Consider the following 18,067-nt stretch of genomic DNA (forward strand, 5'->3'; position numbering starts at 1 on the left):
CTGAAAACGTTGCTTTTTACAGCGATCGTTTCAGCCCGACGAAATAGTTGTTGACGCAAAGAGTAAAATCTCTAGAATGCGCCTCCGTGGTTGTAACATTCTCAGGGTGTTACGGGTATGCGAAGGTGGCGGAATTGGTAGACGCGCTAGCTTCAGGTGTTAGTGTCCTAACGGACGTGAGGGTTCAAGTCCCTCTCTTCGCACCAAAATCACATGTTTCATATCGCGAGCACTGCGCGAAGGTGGCGGAATTGGTAGACGCGCTAGCTTCAGGTGTTAGTGTCTTAACGGACGTGAGGGTTCAAGTCCCTCTCTTCGCACCATTGCGGTGATATGAACAGACAACTCGATGCGAAGGTGGCGGAATTGGTAGACGCGCTAGCTTCAGGTGTTAGTGTCTTAACGGACGTGAGGGTTCAAGTCCCTCTCTTCGCACCAACGTTGTCATCCTCTGTTTTCCCCGCAATGCCCTTTTGCTTCCCTTGCAGTACCGTTTTATCCCCTGCTCATTTTAGTTTTCAGCTCGCTTTAGCTCACCCGGCACGTCGATTTCACCCTCTTCGCCTCGATTAAATCAGATGAAAATTCACAGAGATTGCCGCCAGGCCACCCGCTAATGCCAGGCAGGATGGCAACAGCAGATAGTGTCGCAGACGCTGATTAAACAGCATCACGACAGTCAGCAGCAGCGCCACCGTCATGACCATCCGCCACTGACTGAAGCTCGGTTCCCATAAGGCGAACAGCGGCAGTGCGATGCAGGGCAGCAATACGCCCCACGCGCTATCCAGTTTTTTACCCAATGCCCAGCTGACTCCCCACAGGCCGCAGGCCGCAATAATCGCTATCCCCATGACGCAAACCTCAAATGATAAGCATTCCCATTATCATATGACAGTTTTAACGGCCTTGCAGCCTGTTTTTGTCACGTCCGGCAACGAAGATGACAGACCAGTTGGAAAATGCTAGATTGCGGCCGATAACACCTTTAATAACAGCAACAGCAATAATTTGCTCACTCTCTGGCAGAATCTTTTTTTGCCGGCTTGCGCTTTGGTATTTCAGGGCCGTCACGAGTATTTATAATGAAATTACAATCATATGAAGAACTGAAACAGAGTAAATACCGGCTTTCAGTGATGCTTTTTCTCTTTTTAAATATCGCCGTTTCGCTATTTTATCTGCTGCCTGTAATGAGCAATGAGACCAATGACGCGACACTGCCGGTAATTTGTGTGGCTGCTTTTAGCGGCATCATGTTAATTACCTATTTAATATGGCCCAGACTAAAACTTCCCCTGTTAAATCCTGTGGCACTACTGCTGGGCATGCTCTGGGCCTGGCACATTAATTATCGCTTTCATCAGGTGTTCTATTTTGATGGTGGCTTTCTTATTATCAGTTTGATCAGTGTGTTATTTATCAGTGCTATCGCCCTGAGCGATTATCTGGGTGCATTTTGTCTGCACGTCGCGCCGCCGGTCTTCACCGTATTACTGCTCGACAATGGACAGCATCTGCCGCTGATCCTGCTGACCATCATCCTGCCTCTGATCGGTTTCTCTTTGCAGCATCTGATGCGCCGCCGTGCCGACAACTTTACCCTGCGTCTGATGCATCAGCTTTATGAAGAGAAAGAGACATTCAGTGACCTCAGCATGCTCGATCCGCTGACCGGACTCTATAACCGTCGCGGCCTGAAGAACCGGCTCGATAATATTCTGGAAAACCACGCCGGCAGCCACTACGTGCTGCTGCTGGATATCGACCACTTCAAGGCCTATAACGATAATTATGGGCATGCGATGGGCGATCAGGCACTGGCGCGTGTCTCTGTCGCGATTCGTGATGCGGTGCGTTCGCGCGATGTCGTCACCCGCTACGGCGGCGAAGAGTTTCTGGTGCTGATGACCAATGTGAACAGTTCGATCGCCATGAAGCTGGCAGAGCGAATTCGCCAGTATGTGCTGGATTTAGAAATCCCTCACCTTTTCAATGAGACCGTTTCCACCCACGTGACTATCAGTGCGGGCATCGCGCCCATTTATGATAATGAGTTCGATCTGGCGGTCGCCAATGCGGACAGCGCGTTATATGTGGCTAAAAATCAGGGTCGCAATACCATTCTCGCCTGGGAAGATTTGCCCCGACAGCAGCCTCAGACCTCCAGCGAACATGCCTGAGTAAGCATAACGCGGTCGTTGCTGACCGGAACAGTGGCGAGCGATGTGCTGCTCTGTCCGGCCTGATGACCGCTCTCAACCCCCGCCGATTTCCCGCCAGCAGCGACGATTTTTTACACGACTTGTAGAGTTAATCAATAACGATTATCATTTGCTTTCTTATCTACACTTTCTGCGAGTCGTCATGGCAACTGCTTCAGCTCAGGAACAGCGTTTTAGCGCTCAGTCGATGATCTTCCGGCAGAATGACCGCCCGCTGGCGGAAAGTCTGCATGAGCGGCTGCAGCAACAGCGCAGCTATCTGCTTGAATCGACGAAGTTCAGCCAGTCTGCTCCGCGCGATACGCTGACGCTTGCCGCCTGGTCGGAATCAGAGGCCTTTGCCCCGCTCATCCAGCGCTATAGCGATTATCTTTATCGCGATCATCCTGATGCCGTTCGTGAAGCGAAACCGGTGCTGTCACTCTGGGCACAATGGTATTTTGGCCTTCTGCTGCCTCCGCTCATCATGGCGTTATTGCAGGAGTCACGTGCGCTGGACTGCTCGCCTGAGCATATTCGCGTCGGATTTCATGAGAATGGCCATCCGGCCACGTTCTGGATCGATGTGCAGGAAGATGAAGAAGCGCGCTATCTTAATTCCCTGCAGCGCATCGACCGGCTGATTCAGCAGCATCTGATCCCGGTGGTCAAGGGTATTACGCAGCATGGTGATATCAACGCCCGACTCATCTGGAACAACATGGGCTACTCATTCCAGTGGTTCCTGGGTGAGCTGAAAAGCCAGATCGATGAGGCGCTGATCCTGCAACTGGAGCAGGCGCTGTTCTTCAACCAGCGGCTGCTGGATGGCAGCGAAAACCCACTTTATCGCACCATGATCCCGCGCAACGGCGAACTGGTCCGTCGCAGCTGCTGCCAGCGTTATCGCATCCCTGATGTCGAACAATGCGGCAACTGCACCCTGAGCGGCAGCTAAACAGACTTAATTACAGCGAATTCTCCGTTTATCTCGTTTACAGGCACTGAGGCTTGTGGCAATTTTTACGCCTTCGATCAGCCTGGAGAGAAAGATGAGTCTGGAGTCCGTGCGCCAGTTCTTTGCCGAACACGCCCCTGAAATTGAAATTATTGAGCTGGCAGAAAGCACTGCAACGGTCGGGATGGCTGCACGTGCCCATGGCGTGACGCCAGGAGAGATTGCCAAGACCCTGTCACTGAAAGTGAAAAACGACGTGGTGCTGATTGTGACACGCGGCGATGCCCGGCTGGATAATCGCAAGCTGAAAGCGGCTCTGGGCGCGAAAGCGCGGATGCTGAGCGTCGACGAGGTGATTAACTGGACCGGCCACCCGGTGGGCGGCGTCTGTCCGTTCGGTCTGGAGAATCCGCTGACCGTCTACTGTGATGTTTCACTGCGCAGCTTTGAAGAAGTCCTGCCCGCCGCTGGCGCTATCCACAGCGCCGTCCGCATCTCGCCACAGCAGATGGCTGAACTGACTAACGCCCGCTGGATCGACGTATGCGAAGCGATTTAACGCTTTGCATCGGCTCACAAACCCTGCATTTCTGCCTGCGCCCGAATGCTGCTGACAACCTGACAGATTTTATCAGCCGATGATAATCACCGCCCCATCATGGCAGTTAATCACGCGCAGTAAGCGGGCGCAGTTAATCGCCCATGACTTCAGGATGTCAGGCGCTTAAATGCCTGTTCGATGATCGACAACAGCAGCGTGTTATCGACGCTATGCAGCACATGCACCGATGCACCGCAGTGATCAGGCACACCGACAGTGAGCCGAAGCGGCTGACGATAACGCCAGCTTTTGCCACGCGTCGCACCGGGACGTAGTTCGATATCAACCCGGTAATCGATACCCGAGGCGACTCGCTGATTCAGCAACCAGGCGACCACCAGCGCATCGTGGATCCAGCATCCTGCCAGCTGACGGGTTTCCATTGAATAGTCGATCCACGGGCGCAGCGTGTCGCGTACAAATTCGGTCAGCGGATGATCGGCCGCGGTGAGACGTGTCAGATCCTGCTGGGTCAGCAGCGTCTGCGTGGTGACATCCATCGGCACCAGTGTTACCGCAGCACCGCTGTGCAACACCTGATGCGCCGCCTCGGGATCCAGACCAAAATTGGTGTCTTTGATGTAATCATCCAGCGAGAAGACGCCGCCCATGATCACAATTTCCGCCACCGATTCTGCCATGGCGGGATAGCGCTGCATCGCCAGCGCCACATTCGTCAGCGGACCAATTGCTACCAGTGTAATCTCGCCCGGATTGTCGCAAATCAGTTTGCCGATAGCGTCAGCCGCATCAAACGCATCCGCCGCAATATCGGCTGGCTGACGCACATCCTGCCAGAGCTTTTCCAGCGCAAGCTGATTGACCCGATGATCCAGCGTCTCGCGCCATGGCGCAGGATCTTCCTGTAACGCCTGCGTCGCGCCCTGGACGACCGGGATAGATAATCCCAGCCGGACGATCAGATCTTTGGCAACGCGTGCACCCACGTCACATGGCGTGTTACCCGCTACGGTAGTGATCAATTCCAGCGACAGGGCTGGTGAAGCTAAGGCCAGCGCAATCGCCAGCCCATCATCGGTGTTGGCACCCGCGATACCATTGCCGGGATCGCAATCAATAATGATTCTTTTCATATTTTTATAAATTAACTCTGACTTTGCGGCTGACAGCCGCAGGATTCACCAATTTCAAGATAGTGTGGAAACTCCTTTAATTGCGCTTCGCTCTGTCCCTCTTTCAGCATCTGAATCGCAGAGCGTGCCATCTCACGCAGTGGCTGGCGCACGGTCGTTAATGTCGGAACATGAAACGACGAGTGATTGGTCCCGTTAAAGCAGACCAGTGCCACATCCTGCGGCACGCGAAGGTGATGTTCGGAAAAGGCGCGAAGCGCGCCAATCGCCTGACCTTCATTGCTGGTAAACAACGCACGAGGCACACAGCCGCGGGCGATCATGGTTTGTGCCGCCTCATAGCCGCCCTGTGGGGTGTAGCTGGCGGGGAACATCAGCGACTCATCAATCGGCAGGCCACGATCGTGCATGGCATCGCGCCAGCCCTGAATACGATCCTGTGCGTTGAGCATATCGACCGGGCCGCTGATGATCCCTACCTGCTGATAACCGTGACTCAACAGATGTGCCGTCACCTGCCACGCGGCCTGACGCTCATTGACCCGCAGCATGTTCACGCCCGGCTGAGGCTCAACCCGCTCCAGCATCACCAGTGGCGTTCCGCTGGCTTTAATCAGGTCGATGTAAGGATGGCGATCGACGCTATTGTAAAACAAACCATCGACCTGCCGATTGAGCAGCCCCTGAATTAACTCCAGTTCGCGTTTGCGGTCATCACCTGCATCACCCAGCAGCATGACGTGACCGTGGTTCATCGACTCCTGCAACAACACGTGCGCCATTGACGCCACGAAGGGATTGCCGATGTTGGGCACCACCAGCCCAAACGTTTTGGTGTTGCCGGAGGCCAGCGCGCGTGCTGCTGCATTGGGCCGGTAACCGGTGGCTTTAATCGCCTCCAGTACCCGCTGACGGGTCGCCTCAGCGACCGGACGAGGCCCGTTATTGATGACATAACTGACGACTGCCACTGAGGTGCCTGCCGCTTTCGCAACTTCACTGCGGGTCACTTTTCCCGTTAACGACTTAGGCACATCACGTTCCTCCATAAAAAAAACAGGCCGCTTTACACGGCCTGCTGTTTATCGCTCTCTCCTGGCAGACGGCACCTTCAGGTAAATCTAGATGGCATCTTCAGGCAGATTGAGATTCCGCCCTCGCGTCTCAGGAGCGACAAAAGTGGTAAAGAATCCAATGGCGGCCATTGCCGAGAAGTAGACCGCAATCGGCCACCAGTGACCGGTATAAGAGAGCATAGCAGCGGCAATAAGCGGCGCTGTGCCGCCGGATAAAATCGAGCCAAGCTCTTTGGCCACTGCCATTTTGGTGTAGCGATGTTGAACGCCGAACATTTCCACGCCCCATGCCGCCTGCACCCCATAAATACCCAGTGACGCCAGCGCCATACCGACCACGATAACCGGGATCACCAGCATCGGTTCACGCGTGTCCAGCAGCGTAAAGGCGGGCCAGGCATAGATCATCAGTAACAGGCAGAAGACGCGATAAACGATCCGGCGACCAAAACGATCAGAGAGCCAGCCCGCAAACGGAATAATCAGGAAGCCCAGCAGTGAGGCAAGGAACACCGCCGTCGTCGGTACGGACTTATCCACCATCAGCACCTTCGCGACATAACCCACCATGAAGCCCTGAGCCAGATAAGAAGGGCCATTTTCGCCGATGCGCAAACCTATCATGGTCCAGAAAGCGCGGGTACGCTGGAAGAAAGGACGCGAGTCCACGACTGGCGCGGCCAGTACGCCTGCACGTTCCGCTTCCATTTCCGCTTTCCTGCGCTCAAACACTGGCGTTTCACGCAGGTGACGTCGAATCCACAGCGCAACAAGGGCAATCAGCGCACTGCTGAGGAAGGGAATACGCCAGCCCCACTCCAGCAGGCTCTGCTGATCCATCTGCACTACCAGCAGCCAGACCAGCGAGGCCAGTAACGTACCGCTGTTAGACCCCAGAGCAATAACGGATGAAACCAGGCCACGACGCTTAACGGGCGCATATTCACCCAGCATCACCGTGCCGCCCGATAACTCTGCGCCCGCGCCGAAACCCTGGGTAAAGCGCAGCAGCACCAGACAGGCCGGAGCCCAGACACCAATCGCGGCATAGCTCGGTATTAAGCCGATAAAGGTGGTGGAAGCGCCCATCAGAATGATGGTGGAGATCATCACGACCTTTCGGCCTTTGCGGTCGCCGAGCCAGCCGAAAAAGAGTGCGCCGATAGGCCGGGCAACAAAGCCGACTGACCAGGTAGCAAAGCTGGAGAGCAGTGCCATTGCGGGAGTCGATTCCGGAAAGAATACGTCGCCAAAGATGATACCGGCAGCCAGACCGTAGAGCGCGAAATCCGCGTACTCCATTGCCGTTCCGAGCCAGCATGAGAAAGTGGCGCGCCAGAAATCTTTGCGGCCTGAAGAAGTGTTAAACCGCTCGTCGGCGGCTGAGGTGGAAGACAGTGATGCCTGCTGCTTAACGGAATTGTGTGCCGTCATAACCCTATCCCTGAATGAGTATGCAGATTGATAAACGCCCGTCCATGGGTCGATTCCCTGATGAAAGCGGAATTCCCCCGGTGGCGACGTTCAGTTGACTAACCATGATGAAAGGTTAAAGGATTCCCTGGTGTTGGAATCTTGTTCTTCGCCCCGTTTCGCCGATGTATTTTTCACCGGTCGCTTAAACTGAGCGAATGTAACTTAACAATCAATGGAGCCTACTGTGCATCGCACCGTGAGCAATCACTGGGGACCTAGTGTATCTACGCGCGTAGATAAATCAAGAGATCCCGGCGCAAATTGTTAGTAAAACTTCACTATCACATTGCGTCATCACACATTTTCAGCGCAAATTCAGCCAGTTAACTCCACTATATCGCACAATAAAAAATCACTCTGCGCGGTAAGTTAGCATTTTCTCTAATCATTAAGCGTTATAAGCGGGGCTAAAATCCTTTCATCGGGTTCTGTTGTCGCACACCCGGATTACCTGCAGATGACACTTCATCTTTATTCTGAAAAATCGCGGCAAGCGCAGACAATGCGTTACCCTGAAAAAAAGCCTGACAGAGGTGTTATGACCATTATTCTGATGCGACACGGTAAACCTGACCACCAGGCAGCGGGTCGCCAGAGCGTGCAGGCACTGGCAGACTGGTGCGAAGCTTACGATCAGTCCGGAGTCAGTGACGGACCGCCACCGCGCAGTATTAAGATTGCTCGTCAGGCCGCAATTATTGTCTGCAGTCCCCTGCCCCGCGCGCAATCTTCTCTGAGCCAGCTTGGCCTGCAGCCTCATGAGATTGATGCGCTCTACAGCGAAGTCGCCGTACCGCTGCTGCGAACGGGGGATTTTCAACTGCCGACAATCTGCTGGCTGGCCTTACTGCGGCTGTTGTGGTTCTGCGGTTATGCGGGTGAAGCGGAGTCGCTGCAACATGCGCGCAGCCGGGCCTCGGCGGCGGCAGAGAAGCTGATCGAGCACTCACGGCGTGGCACGGTGCTGCTGCTGGGCCACGGCATCATGAACAAGATGATTGCGCGAGAATTACGTAAACGCGGCTGGCAGGCAGAGAAACATGCCAGCAGCCGCCACTGGAGTTCTGCGATCTATCATCGTCCGTTTATCTGACCCATCGGAAAATAGCCCAGCACCTCACAGCCCGTTCCGACACGCGGTGTGGCAATCACTTTACGCTGCGCCAGATCGATCACACTCAGCGTGCCGTCATCCTGATTCGCAATCAGCAGCTGTTGCCTGTCTGGCGTGAAGCAGCCATCCATCGGCATGTTTCCCACGCTGATATCGCCCAGCGGATTCAGCAGGTCGTCAAACAGCGTTACCAGCGGTTCTTGATCGCCAATCGCCACCAGCTGTTCGCCATCGGCGCTGAAGCGAACCACCTGGCAGGGCTGCTGATGACCCGGCAGCGTAATGCGCTGGCGAATACGGTGGCTCTGTCGGTCGATCACATAGAGCAACGGCGCATCTGCTGCGCTGGCGACCAGATAAGGGTGTTTTGGTGAGGCGGCGATACCCGCAATCGGGCCAGGCAGCAGAATCGTATCAATCACCCGTCCCTCTGCTTCACAGAGATCCACGACGGTGATGGTCGCATCCTCTTCGTTATCGGTGAACAGTTTGCGGCCGCTGGGTGACAGCGTCAGGCGATGCGCGTTGTGAGAAGGAATCGGGATGATCTTTTCCACTTTGTCGGTCTGCGGATCGATTACGGCTACGGCGGCGCTCTGCTCACAGCAGAGATAGACTTTGCCATCGCGGCCCAGTTGCCCACTGTGTGGTGCTCGCAACGGCGACAGATCGATAAAGCAGCTGATCTCACGACGCTGCAAATCAATGATCGCCACTTTGTGACCCGGATGCGGGTTATTGCCATGAACACCGTCACCATAGATAGGCACATACGCTTTACCCCAGGGTGCCAGCATCAGGAGTTCATGCGGCCGCGGTGGAAAAGCGTTCAGCTCGCGCTCGACCGCGAAGGTTTCCGGGTTAAGAAACAGGACGCGATTGCCCTGCTTATCAACCGCCAGTAAACCATAGGATTCACTCTGCATGCGCGCTCCTTTCTCAGTAAGTTCTTCTTAAGCGTAGACAATCCTCTTCAGGCTGTCCGATTCCGCAAATTGTTGAGCCGGGCTTACGCCACACGTTAAGCGCAATATTCACTGTTTCTGAGGTCCGGGCCCTGAGAGAAGCCAAAGGCTTAGCATAATATTCAGACATTCCTTAGTTATGCGTTCCGCCACATTTAAATAACTGATTAACAGTGGCGATATTATTATTCCATTAAGGTGACCGGATTATTTCCGTATTATCCTAAAGTCAAAAAAAGACATAGCTAATGTGTAAATAATGTTTTATTAAAAAGGTGCAGTGCAATTAAAAAGCCGTGAGGAAACTATCGCGCGCTCCCGCACTGCGTCGCCACCAGGGAAAACTATTCATTAATTCCCGCACTCATCGGGATTGCACTCAGTATGCAATGCCGCCCGTTCACGCCTCAGGCACAACGGGCAGAGCCTGCACTATAGCGGGAAAATAAAAATAACAGGTGTACCATGACTTCACATCGCCAACGTCCAGCGCATAAACTCTGGCGTAACTGGAAAAGAATATCGTTCAGTAGCCAGATGTTATGGAATAAGAAACAGCAGAGCCTCTGTCAGGCACCGGAATATGATCCGGGACAGGAAGATAATGTCGTATTGATTGCTCAGCAGAAAGATCTGCCCGAGATTCCAAAGATTGTCTGGATGGTCTGGCATAACGATCAGCTGCCGACGTCAATGGCGCTGAATATCAGTAAAATCCGGCGGGACAACCCCGACCACCAGGTTTATCTGGTCACGCAGCGCACTCTGTCGCAGTGGCTGCCCGAACTCAGCTTTATCTCTTCCGATCTAACGCTGGCACATAAAAGTGAAATAATCCGGCTTGAGCTGATTCACCGCTATGGCGGTATTGGCATCGACTGCAGCACCCTGCTGTTTGAAAATCTTGCCTGGGTGCATCGCGTTCACCATGCGCGGCCAATGGATCTCATCGGCTACTATCGCGAGCAATCAACGCTAAACTTGCTTGCGCCGGTCACCGAGAGCTGGTTTATTGCCGCGCCGCCGCAGAATGCCTTTATTCGCGAATGGCTGAAACAGCTGGCACCGGTTAAAAACGTCGGTATCCGCAACTATTTCCATGAGCTTAAGAAGCGTGATGATTTTCCGCTGATTGTGCAAAATGTAGATAATCCGTCACGCCAGCTTCTGTCGCTGGCGCAGCAGGTCGCGATGCGCGAATACCGGCGGGCTAATCTTTATCTGCGTAAAGGTGAAGCCAGCGCCTGGTACTATCAGCGCCTGCATGCCGACAGCAGCAGCGCGTTTGCGCAGTCTGTGATGTTTCAGCAGCGGCCAGAGACACCACCACCGATTATCAAATTAACCGGCAACGAGCGACTGCATCTCGACTTCAATCTGCGACTGGGTTTGTATAACCGCAGCAGCCTGATTGGCGAAATGATGCACACCCCATCATCTGCGCTGGCATTGCCATCAACGGTCAAAGCGCGCGCGTAGCCACTGCGTAAAAGTGGTGACCGCGCGGGGTACCTGCGCCGCCCAGGGTCGAACGATCCACAGGCGGGCGGCAAAGGCCTCCACCGGCTGCCACTCAGGTAACACCTGCTGCAAAGAGCCTGCGGCCAGCGCTTCACGGGCGCTGAAGTCGGGCAGCATCGCGATTCCCAGTCCCTGCAGAGCGGCATCACGTATCGACTCACTGTTGTTAGTGGCAAAGCAGCCCTGAATCCGCACCTGCACCTCTTCACCATCCGCTGCGGTTACAAACCGCCAGCGCGGTGATTCAACACCACGCGGATAGTAAAGGCAGTTATGCTGCATCAGATCCTGCGGCGTGTTCGGTATACCCTGTTGGTTAAGATAGGCAGGTGAGGCCACCAACACTGTCTGCGTATCACACAGCGGCAGCGCCACATGGGTTTCCGGCAGCGTGTCACTGTGCCGGATGGCCAGATCAAACCCCTCACTGCTCAGCGACACAATGCGGTCGGTCACATCCAGCTGCAGACGCAGCTGCGGATAGTCACGCAGAAACTCACCAATAATCGGCACCAGCTGCTGCCGGGCAAACGCTACCGGCGCGGTAATACGCACCAGACCACGCACTGGCCCGGCGGTATCACGCACGCTGAAAAAACTCTGTTCGATGCGGGCAAAAGGCTCGCGCAACTCCTCCACCAGCTTCTCACCCGCTGATGTCAGTCGTACGCTGCGCGTGGTACGCTGTACCAGCAGTACACCGGCTATCTGCTCCAGCTCTTTGATTTTCTGACTCATCGCAGCTTTGCTGACGTCCAGCCGCTCCGCCGCGCGGGTAAAGCTGCCCTGCTCAGCCAGTACGGTCAGCCAGTGAAGATGATCCCACAGCGTATCCGTTTTCATCTCTTTCATTGCGATTGTTCATTATAGTGAATAATCATTTCAGGCTACGCGCTTTTTCCCGCCGGATAAAGGGGTCACCATAGGCTCATTAATCACGATGAGGAATTCACCATGCCACTGCTGCAATTCGATGTTATTCAGGGTCGTTCAGAATCAGAGCTGCGTACACTGCTGGATGCGGCGCACCGTGCCGTGCTGACAGCCTTTAAGGTGCCTGAACGGGATCGTTATCAGATTGTTCAGGAAAACAAGCGCTATCAGATGGTGTTTCAGGATACCGGCCTGGGATTTAGCCGCAGCGATAATCTGGTGATGGTGCGGGTTTATACCAGCCCACGCAGTCGTGAACAGAAGCAACATTTTATGGCGGAGCTGGCGCGTGAGCTGCGTGAGCACTGTGGCGTGCAGGGCAACGATTTAATGATCAGCTTTATCACCAATGACAAAGGTGACTGGAGTTTTGCCGACGGAGAAGCGCAATACCTCACCGGCAAACTCTGAAAAACGTCCTGACTTCTGCTCTGCTGACGGTGCGCCAGCCACCGTCACGCCTGAAAACCTCACTTCTGAACCAATCTGCTCTCCACCGCACAAATCGGGCCGGATATGTTGCAGCCGGATGACAGCCAATATAGATTGTCGAAAAACTATCCCCCGAAGGTGGCCGGTTGCGTGAAGCCTCGTGCAACCCTGTAGAGAGAGGATTTACCGTTGTCCGAATTGGTCTCCGTCGTGCTGTTTCTGGCCGCTATTGCAATCTATTCCTGTAAAGCCGGGCGTAACAAATTCTGGTTTATTCTTGTTCTTATCATGCTGGTGCTTTTCGTTGTCCTGAACGCCACCCTTTATGCCAGCAACTATTTTACCGGTGACGGCATCAACGATGCGGTGCTCTATACGCTGACTAACAGCCTGACCGGCGCGGGTGTCAGTAAATATGTGGTGCCCGCGATTGGGCTGATTATTGTGCTGTTCCTGCTGTTCTGCCTGCTGTCGTGGATTCTGCGTCGGCGTAAGCGTCCCCATCACATGGGTTGGTCACTGCTGGCTGCCGCCTGCGCGCTCGGTTCGGTGCAGACCACCCCGGCCTTTCGCCAGGTCGCGACGCTCATCGTGTCGCATACCCAGATGGCGGACTCTGACTTCGACAACTTCTATAAAGTGCCGCGTAATCGCATTGAACAGCCGCGCCTTAACGTGGTTTACATCTATGGTGAAAGCTTAGAGCGCACCTATTTCGACCCCATCGCCTTTCCTGGCCTGGCGCCTGAGCTGAGCCGGCAGAAAGAGCAGAGTATCGACTTCAGCGAAACCGAACAGTTACCCGGCACCGACTACACCATTGCAGGCATGGTCGCCTCACAGTGCGGCATTCCGCTGTTTGCGCCGTTTGATGGTAATGCGTCGGCATCGCTCTCCAGCTTCTATCCGCAAAACGTCTGTCTGGGCGACATCCTGAAAAACTCCGGCTACCAGAACTGGTTTATTCAGGGTGCCGATCTGCGTTTTGCCGGTAAAGATGTCTTCCTGAAATCGCACGGTTTCGACCCCAAAAATCTTTATGGTTCGCAGGAGCTGAAAAGCCGCGTTGCCGATCCTGCTTATCGCAATAACTGGGGTTATTACGACGATACGGTGCTGGATGAAGTCTTTGAGAAGTATCAGGAACTCTCGCAGGCCGGTAAACCTTTCGCACTGTTTACGCTGACCGTTGATACGCATCACCCGGACGGGTTTATCTCACGCAGCTGCGATCGCAGGAGCTATAGCATTGATGGCAAACCGAATCAGTCCTTCAGCGCGGTCGCCTGCTCGCAGGAACATGTGGCGCGGCTGATCACACGCATCAAAGCGTCGCCGTGGTTTAAAAACACCGTGATTGTGGTGAGCTCCGATCATCTGGCCATGAACAACACGGCGCATCCGTGGCTGGTCAAACAGCCACGTCGCAATCTGTTCATGGTGATCCGGGGTGATAAACCGCAGGCGGAGCTGATGGAGGCGAAGCGCAGCACGCTGGATAATGGCGCGACGCTGCTGGATATTCTCGGCGGCGATAACGCGATTGGCCTGGGCCGCAGCAGCCTTTCTTCTCTTTCGCTCTCCACCCAGTTCGACGACATGAAGAGTAAGGTGGCGAGCTGGAAACCCGACATCATCCAGCTCTGGAACTTCCCGAAGAAGATAGACAGCTTCACGGTGGATCAGGCGAAGAATACCTTCAGCTTCTCAGGCACCACCTTTAAACTGCCGATTCTGTTCCGCATCAGCGATAAGCATGTTGAGCCGATGCCGGAAGGGGAATATTCGGCCCCGCTGCGCTATCAGCTGGCCGATTTCGCTTCAGCCGATAAATTCCTCTGGGTGGATCGCTGTTTTAAAATGGCGCGACTCTGGCAGCCTTCGCTGGCTCTTTCCGGCGATCTCTGTGTGGCGATGGGGCAGCTCGGCGGCACGCCAACCGTGACACATGTCGACAAACCGCAGTGGAAAGGCAAAGTGCAGTTCCCGGACGGCGCTGTCAGCGAGGCACGTTACCAGCAGAACCTGGCGCAGATCCGCATTGAAGATAATAACATTCGCTATAGCGCCGACAGCTTCCGGCTTGATGTGCCCGGCGCGCCGGAAACGATTAAAAGCTTCAGCGGCATCTCACGGCCAGAGAGCTGGGGGCGCTGGTCAAACGCCAATCTCGCGCCAGAAGTGCATATCGATTATGTCGATGCACTCCCGGCTAAGTTTGATCTGGTCATTACCGCACGCGCGTATGGCCCCAACGCACATCGCGCGATCCCGGTTCGGGTGGGCGATCAGCAGCAACTGCTGTCGCTGGGCGAAGAGGTATCGACGCATACCCTGCATTTCGACAACCCAGGCGCCAGCCATCAACTGGTCATTGCCCCCCCTGAGCCGCAGCTGAGTAACACCGGCAATATCACAGGTCAGGATCCGCGCAAACTGGGCATCGGCATGGTTGAAATTAAAATCGTACCACAGCCTTAAGACCCGTTTTTTCTTCTCCCGCCTCTGCGGATTACCGCAGAGGCGCCTCATCCTGTCATCGACTTCCTGTTGCGAGCCAACCCGCACTCCTCTGCACGTTACCTGTTGTACTAATTGATATTTTTCGGCAAGGCGCGAAAATATAACCGACTGAGTGGTGATACGCTTTTTGCCTGTCATAATGCGGTTATCGCCGAAGTACACAGGGAGGTGTCGTGAGACTCATCACAATGATGAGTACCCACAAAGCCTTTAAAGCGCTGCAACAGGCGGGGATCGACGATCAGCAAGCGGAGGCGATGGTGGAGGTGTTTACCGATATGCAGCAGAGGCAGCCAGGCGCACAGGTCGGGAAGCAGCTCGGTCAGATTCAGACCAAAGCCAAACATATTGACGTCCGGATCGGCCAGCTTCAGACAAAAGCCGAACAGACAGACGATCGACTCGGCAAACTTACGACCAAAGTCGACCAGATGGACGATCGGCTCGGCAAGCTTACGATGAAAGTTGACCAGATGGACAATCGACTCGGCAAGCTTACGACGAAAGTAGATCAGATTGACGAGCGGCTCGGGCATCTCACTACAAAGGTTAATCAGATCGACGAGCGGCTCGGGCACCTCACCATAAAAGTTAATCAGATCGACGAGCGGCTTGGGCATCTCACCATAAAAGTTAATCAGATCGACGAACGGCTTTGCCATGTTGAAAGAAAAACCGACAAGCTGGCCATCCGTTTTAATCACCTGGAAATCAAAGTGGATAAGATGGAAGCGATGCTCAGTGAAATGAATTTCCGATTAACGGGCGCTGTCGACAGCCTGAGAAATGACGTTGTGACACTGAGCACTGATATGCGCTGGATCAAACGGTTATCTATCCTCATGACCACCACCCTGCTGGCAGCGGTCCTGAAAGATATTCTACTGTGAGCCCACTACCCAATCAGGGTCTGTCGCGTAGTGCTTCCAGCTTCTCTCGCTGCTGACCGTCGGCGGTAAAGTTATCCTCCGCCAGCCATCGCTGAAAGCCCTTTTTCACCTGCGGCCATTCGCTATCGATAATCGAGAACCAGCTGGTGTCACGAGAACGGCCTTTGTAAACGATTGCCTGGCGGAAATCCCCCTCATAACGGAAACCGAGACGGGCCGCGGCCTTACGGGAAGGCCCATTACAGCTATCACATTTCCATTCATAGCGGCGATAGCCCAGCGTTTCAAAAGCGTAACGCATCAGCAGAAAATGCGCTTCCGTCGCCATGCGGGTCTGCTTCAGCCGGGGCGAAAACGTGACATGCCCGACTTCCACTACGCCATGTTCAGGCTGGATGCGCATTAATGAAAGGCTGCCCACCGCCTGCTCCGTAGCCAGATCGATGACGGCGAAATGTAGCGGATCGCGGCTGGCTTCAAGTTGTGCTGCATGGTCCTGCCACGCATTGTGCCCGGTAAAGGGCCCAACAGGCAGGTAAGTCCAGTCACGCCCATCTTCAGCCAGTGACCAAGCCTCATACAGTGCATCACCATGCCGTGCTGCACTGAACGGCTCCAGCCGACATGACTCGCCGGTGAAAACCTGATGCTGGGGCAAAGGACGGGGTTGCCAGTCTGGTAAAGGCTGGCCGACCGGCTGACCGAATTGATTCAGGTGTTGTGACATATCGCCTCCCGGCTGCAGATGATATCCACAGATTGCCACTATCATGGTGGGTTAAAAAGTACCACAATCAGGAAAAATGATAGATCCACGGGACCCGACTATGAAGCCAGAGATCTCCCCTTTGCTGCTGGCACCATTGATACCCGCCGCCGGGACCACACTACAGCAGCAACTTTATCAGCGGATAAAACAGGGCATTTTGCAAGGGCAGCTTGCCGCTGGCGCGATGTTACCGTCTACGCGGCAACTGGCAGTTGAGCTGCAGGTGTCGCGGAATACCGTGCTTAACGTCTGGACCCAGCTGCAGGCTGAGGGCTATCTGATGAGCGATCGACAGGGCAGCCGCGTCAGCTCACTGGCTTTGCCTGCCGGGCAGGCGGATGACGACACGCTAGCCAGCTGGCCGCTGGCAAAACGGATTGAGGCTTTTCACCAAAGCCAGTGGATCGACACCGGCTCATTGCCGCTGCGACCCGGCATACCTGCCCTGAACCATTTTCCGATGGCGGCCTGGCGCCGGGCGCTGAGTCAGGTAATGAGTCACCCGCCACCGTCGCTGCTCGGCTATGGCGATCCCTTTGGTGAAGCAGAACTGCGTGCCGTACTGGCGCAACAGTTGCCTATCACGCGCGGTGTACGGTGTGACCCCGGACAGATTGTGATTACTGAAGGTGTGCAGCAGGCGTTAACGCTGTGCGTCGCCCTGCTGAGTAATCCGGGCGATTATGGCTGGATTGAAGAACCGGGTTATCGTAATGCCAAATCGGCTCTGCAGGCCGGAGAACTTAACGTTGTCCCGATCCGCACCGATGACCAGGGAATGGCCCCCGAGCCGGAACACTGGAAACAGGCTCCACCCCGTCTGATTTATACCACGCCTACCCATCAGTATCCCACCGGCGTCGTCATGAGCGCGGCCCGGCGTCTGGCGCTGATTGAGGCTGCGCAGCAGCACCAGGCCTGGATTATTGAAGATGATTATGATGGCGACTTCCATTACCACGGCGAACCTGTAATGGCGATGCAGGGCATGACCGATAATGCTCCGGTTATCTATCTCGGCTCATTCAGCAAGACGCTATTCCCCGCGCTGCGCATCGGTTTTATGGTGCTGCCCGCGCCGCTGGTCAGGCGTCTGCGACCGGCACTGCATCAGATCCTGCGCGGCGGAAACCGGCTGGAACAACAGGCGCTGGCGCGTTTTATTCTCAGTGGTGATTATCGCCGACATCTGGGCAAAATGCGTCGTCTCTATCGTCAGCGACAGGCATGGCTGCGAACCGAACTGCAGCGCGCTGCAGGTCAGGCGATTCCGTTGCTGGGTGGCAACAGCGGTATGCATCTGGTGCTGCCACTCGATCCTCATCGGGATGACGTCACTATTACCCGCACACTGCTCCAGGCGGGCTACGCGCCCACGGCTCTCTCGACCTTCTGTCTGCGCGAACCGGTGCAGCAGGGGCTGGTTATTGGCTATGGTAATTGCAGCGACACGCAAATTACCGCAGCTATGCGCCAGCTAAGTCGCCTGCTCGGCTGGCCCGGATGACCTA

General features: G+C 54.9%; 16 protein-coding genes and 3 tRNA genes. 12 read left to right on the forward strand and 7 right to left on the reverse strand.

The features are described from left to right. Positions 1-119: 119 nt before the first annotated feature. From IV493_RS15180 to IV493_RS15190, 3 genes are all read left to right on the forward strand, one after another. Positions 120-206: transfer RNA gene (locus tag IV493_RS15180), tRNA-Leu, on the forward strand. A 30-nt stretch (positions 207-236) separates the two neighbouring features. After that, positions 237-323: transfer RNA gene (locus IV493_RS15185), tRNA-Leu, on the forward strand. Between the two features lie 28 nt (positions 324-351). Next, positions 352-438 (forward strand) — tRNA-Leu (locus IV493_RS15190). Positions 439-569: 131 nt separating this feature from the next. Here the strand turns inward: IV493_RS15190 and IV493_RS15195 are convergent. Next, positions 570-854 (reverse strand): DUF1435 domain-containing protein, encoded by a 285-nt coding sequence (locus IV493_RS15195; protein WP_013356681.1) that lies wholly within the window; start codon positions 852-854, stop codon positions 570-572. Between the two features lie 231 nt (positions 855-1,085). On the opposite strand from IV493_RS15195, the gene IV493_RS15200 reads away from it, so the two are divergent. The 3 genes from IV493_RS15200 to IV493_RS15210 all read left to right on the forward strand — a co-directional run bounded on the left by IV493_RS15200 (position 1,086) and on the right by IV493_RS15210 (position 3,721). Further along, a complete protein-coding gene (locus IV493_RS15200; RefSeq protein ID WP_013356680.1) occupies positions 1,086-2,183 on the forward strand; it encodes a diguanylate cyclase in 1,098 nt (365 codons plus the stop codon). A gap of 184 nt (positions 2,184-2,367) precedes the next feature. Then, positions 2,368-3,162 (forward strand): siderophore-iron reductase FhuF, encoded by a 795-nt coding sequence (gene fhuF, locus IV493_RS15205; RefSeq protein ID WP_041456616.1) that lies wholly within the window; start codon positions 2,368-2,370, stop codon positions 3,160-3,162. Positions 3,163-3,256: 94 nt separating this feature from the next. After that, positions 3,257-3,721 (forward strand): YbaK/EbsC family protein, encoded by a 465-nt coding sequence (locus tag IV493_RS15210; RefSeq protein ID WP_013356678.1) that lies wholly within the window; start codon positions 3,257-3,259, stop codon positions 3,719-3,721. Between the two features lie 149 nt (positions 3,722-3,870). Here IV493_RS15210 and IV493_RS15215 read toward each other — a convergent pair whose 3' ends face one another. The 3 genes from IV493_RS15215 to IV493_RS15225 form a co-directional block, all read right to left on the reverse strand. Next, positions 3,871-4,857, reverse strand: coding sequence for a nucleoside hydrolase (locus tag IV493_RS15215; protein ID WP_061061540.1), 987 nt, complete (start codon positions 4,855-4,857; stop codon positions 3,871-3,873). An 11-nt stretch (positions 4,858-4,868) separates the two neighbouring features. After that, positions 4,869-5,891 carry a LacI family DNA-binding transcriptional regulator gene (locus tag IV493_RS15220; RefSeq protein WP_041457176.1) on the reverse strand — a complete coding sequence of 341 codons (1,023 nt, stop codon included), beginning with the start codon at positions 5,889-5,891 and terminating at the stop codon, positions 4,869-4,871. Between the two features lie 87 nt (positions 5,892-5,978). Next, the gene (locus IV493_RS15225) at positions 5,979-7,367 is read right to left on the reverse strand and encodes an MFS transporter (RefSeq protein WP_013356675.1); all 1,389 of its coding nucleotides are present in this window, start codon (positions 7,365-7,367) and stop codon (positions 5,979-5,981) included. A 580-nt stretch (positions 7,368-7,947) separates the two neighbouring features. Between IV493_RS15225 and IV493_RS15230 the strand changes: the two genes are divergently transcribed. Then, the gene (locus tag IV493_RS15230) at positions 7,948-8,502 is read left to right on the forward strand and encodes a histidine phosphatase family protein (protein ID WP_033781772.1); all 555 of its coding nucleotides are present in this window, start codon (positions 7,948-7,950) and stop codon (positions 8,500-8,502) included. Here the strand turns inward: IV493_RS15230 and IV493_RS15235 are convergent. Then, a complete protein-coding gene (locus tag IV493_RS15235; RefSeq protein WP_195857380.1) occupies positions 8,484-9,449 on the reverse strand; it encodes a WD40 repeat domain-containing protein in 966 nt (321 codons plus the stop codon). The genes IV493_RS15230 and IV493_RS15235 overlap by 19 nt on opposite strands. A 504-nt stretch (positions 9,450-9,953) precedes the next feature. On the opposite strand from IV493_RS15235, the gene IV493_RS15240 reads away from it, so the two are divergent. Further along, entirely contained in the window at positions 9,954-10,967 is a 1,014-nt protein-coding gene (locus IV493_RS15240) for a glycosyltransferase family 32 protein (RefSeq protein ID WP_013356671.1), read from the forward strand. On the opposite strand, the gene IV493_RS15245 is transcribed toward IV493_RS15240, so the two are convergent. Beyond that, positions 10,944-11,861 carry a LysR family transcriptional regulator gene (locus tag IV493_RS15245; RefSeq protein WP_013356670.1) on the reverse strand — a complete coding sequence of 306 codons (918 nt, stop codon included), beginning with the start codon at positions 11,859-11,861 and terminating at the stop codon, positions 10,944-10,946. The genes IV493_RS15240 and IV493_RS15245 overlap by 24 nt on opposite strands. A 102-nt stretch (positions 11,862-11,963) precedes the next feature. Between IV493_RS15245 and IV493_RS15250 the strand changes: the two genes are divergently transcribed. The 3 genes from IV493_RS15250 (at position 11,964) to IV493_RS15260 (ending at position 15,787) form a co-directional block, all read left to right on the forward strand. Continuing rightward, positions 11,964-12,353 (forward strand): tautomerase family protein, encoded by a 390-nt coding sequence (locus IV493_RS15250; RefSeq protein ID WP_013356669.1) that lies wholly within the window; start codon positions 11,964-11,966, stop codon positions 12,351-12,353. 210 nt (positions 12,354-12,563) lie between these two features. Beyond that, positions 12,564-14,855, forward strand: coding sequence for a phosphatidylglycerol--membrane-oligosaccharide glycerophosphotransferase (gene opgB, locus IV493_RS15255; protein WP_013356668.1), 2,292 nt, complete (start codon positions 12,564-12,566; stop codon positions 14,853-14,855). Positions 14,856-15,070: 215 nt separating this feature from the next. Then, on the forward strand, positions 15,071-15,787 hold the full coding sequence (locus tag IV493_RS15260; RefSeq protein ID WP_147789362.1) for a hypothetical protein: 717 nt from the start codon (positions 15,071-15,073) through the stop codon (positions 15,785-15,787). A 13-nt stretch (positions 15,788-15,800) separates the two neighbouring features. Here IV493_RS15260 and IV493_RS15265 read toward each other — a convergent pair whose 3' ends face one another. After that, positions 15,801-16,514 carry a GNAT family N-acetyltransferase gene (locus IV493_RS15265; RefSeq protein ID WP_013356665.1) on the reverse strand — a complete coding sequence of 238 codons (714 nt, stop codon included), beginning with the start codon at positions 16,512-16,514 and terminating at the stop codon, positions 15,801-15,803. A gap of 100 nt (positions 16,515-16,614) precedes the next feature. Here IV493_RS15265 and IV493_RS15270 point away from each other — a divergent pair, with 100 nt between their 5' ends. Then, entirely contained in the window at positions 16,615-18,063 is a 1,449-nt protein-coding gene (locus IV493_RS15270) for a PLP-dependent aminotransferase family protein (RefSeq protein ID WP_195858191.1), read from the forward strand. The last annotated feature ends 4 nt before the right edge of the window (positions 18,064-18,067 follow it).

It is taken from the genome of Pantoea sp. SM3640 (assembly GCF_015654165.1).
Taxonomy (GTDB): domain Bacteria; phylum Pseudomonadota; class Gammaproteobacteria; order Enterobacterales; family Enterobacteriaceae; genus Pantoea; species Pantoea vagans.

Excerpts from the sequence above, each read along its gene's own strand:
- IV493_RS15195 (WP_013356681.1), bottom strand. The coding sequence starts at position 854 with ATGGGGATAGCGATTATTGCGGCCTGCGGCCTGTGGGGAGTCAGCTGG.
- IV493_RS15200 (WP_013356680.1), top strand. The coding sequence starts at position 1,086 with ATGAAATTACAATCATATGAAGAACTGAAACAGAGTAAATACCGGCTT.
- fhuF (WP_041456616.1), top strand. The coding sequence starts at position 2,368 with ATGGCAACTGCTTCAGCTCAGGAACAGCGTTTTAGCGCTCAGTCGATG.
- IV493_RS15210 (WP_013356678.1), top strand. The coding sequence starts at position 3,257 with ATGAGTCTGGAGTCCGTGCGCCAGTTCTTTGCCGAACACGCCCCTGAA.
- IV493_RS15215 (WP_061061540.1), bottom strand. The coding sequence starts at position 4,857 with ATGAAAAGAATCATTATTGATTGCGATCCCGGCAATGGTATCGCGGGT.
- IV493_RS15225 (WP_013356675.1), bottom strand. The coding sequence starts at position 7,367 with ATGACGGCACACAATTCCGTTAAGCAGCAGGCATCACTGTCTTCCACC.
- IV493_RS15230 (WP_033781772.1), top strand. The coding sequence starts at position 7,948 with ATGACCATTATTCTGATGCGACACGGTAAACCTGACCACCAGGCAGCG.
- IV493_RS15235 (WP_195857380.1), bottom strand. The coding sequence starts at position 9,449 with ATGCAGAGTGAATCCTATGGTTTACTGGCGGTTGATAAGCAGGGCAAT.
- IV493_RS15240 (WP_013356671.1), top strand. The coding sequence starts at position 9,954 with ATGACTTCACATCGCCAACGTCCAGCGCATAAACTCTGGCGTAACTGG.
- IV493_RS15245 (WP_013356670.1), bottom strand. The coding sequence starts at position 11,861 with ATGAAAGAGATGAAAACGGATACGCTGTGGGATCATCTTCACTGGCTG.
- IV493_RS15250 (WP_013356669.1), top strand. The coding sequence starts at position 11,964 with ATGCCACTGCTGCAATTCGATGTTATTCAGGGTCGTTCAGAATCAGAG.
- IV493_RS15265 (WP_013356665.1), bottom strand. The coding sequence starts at position 16,514 with ATGTCACAACACCTGAATCAATTCGGTCAGCCGGTCGGCCAGCCTTTA.
- IV493_RS15270 (WP_195858191.1), top strand. The coding sequence starts at position 16,615 with ATGAAGCCAGAGATCTCCCCTTTGCTGCTGGCACCATTGATACCCGCC.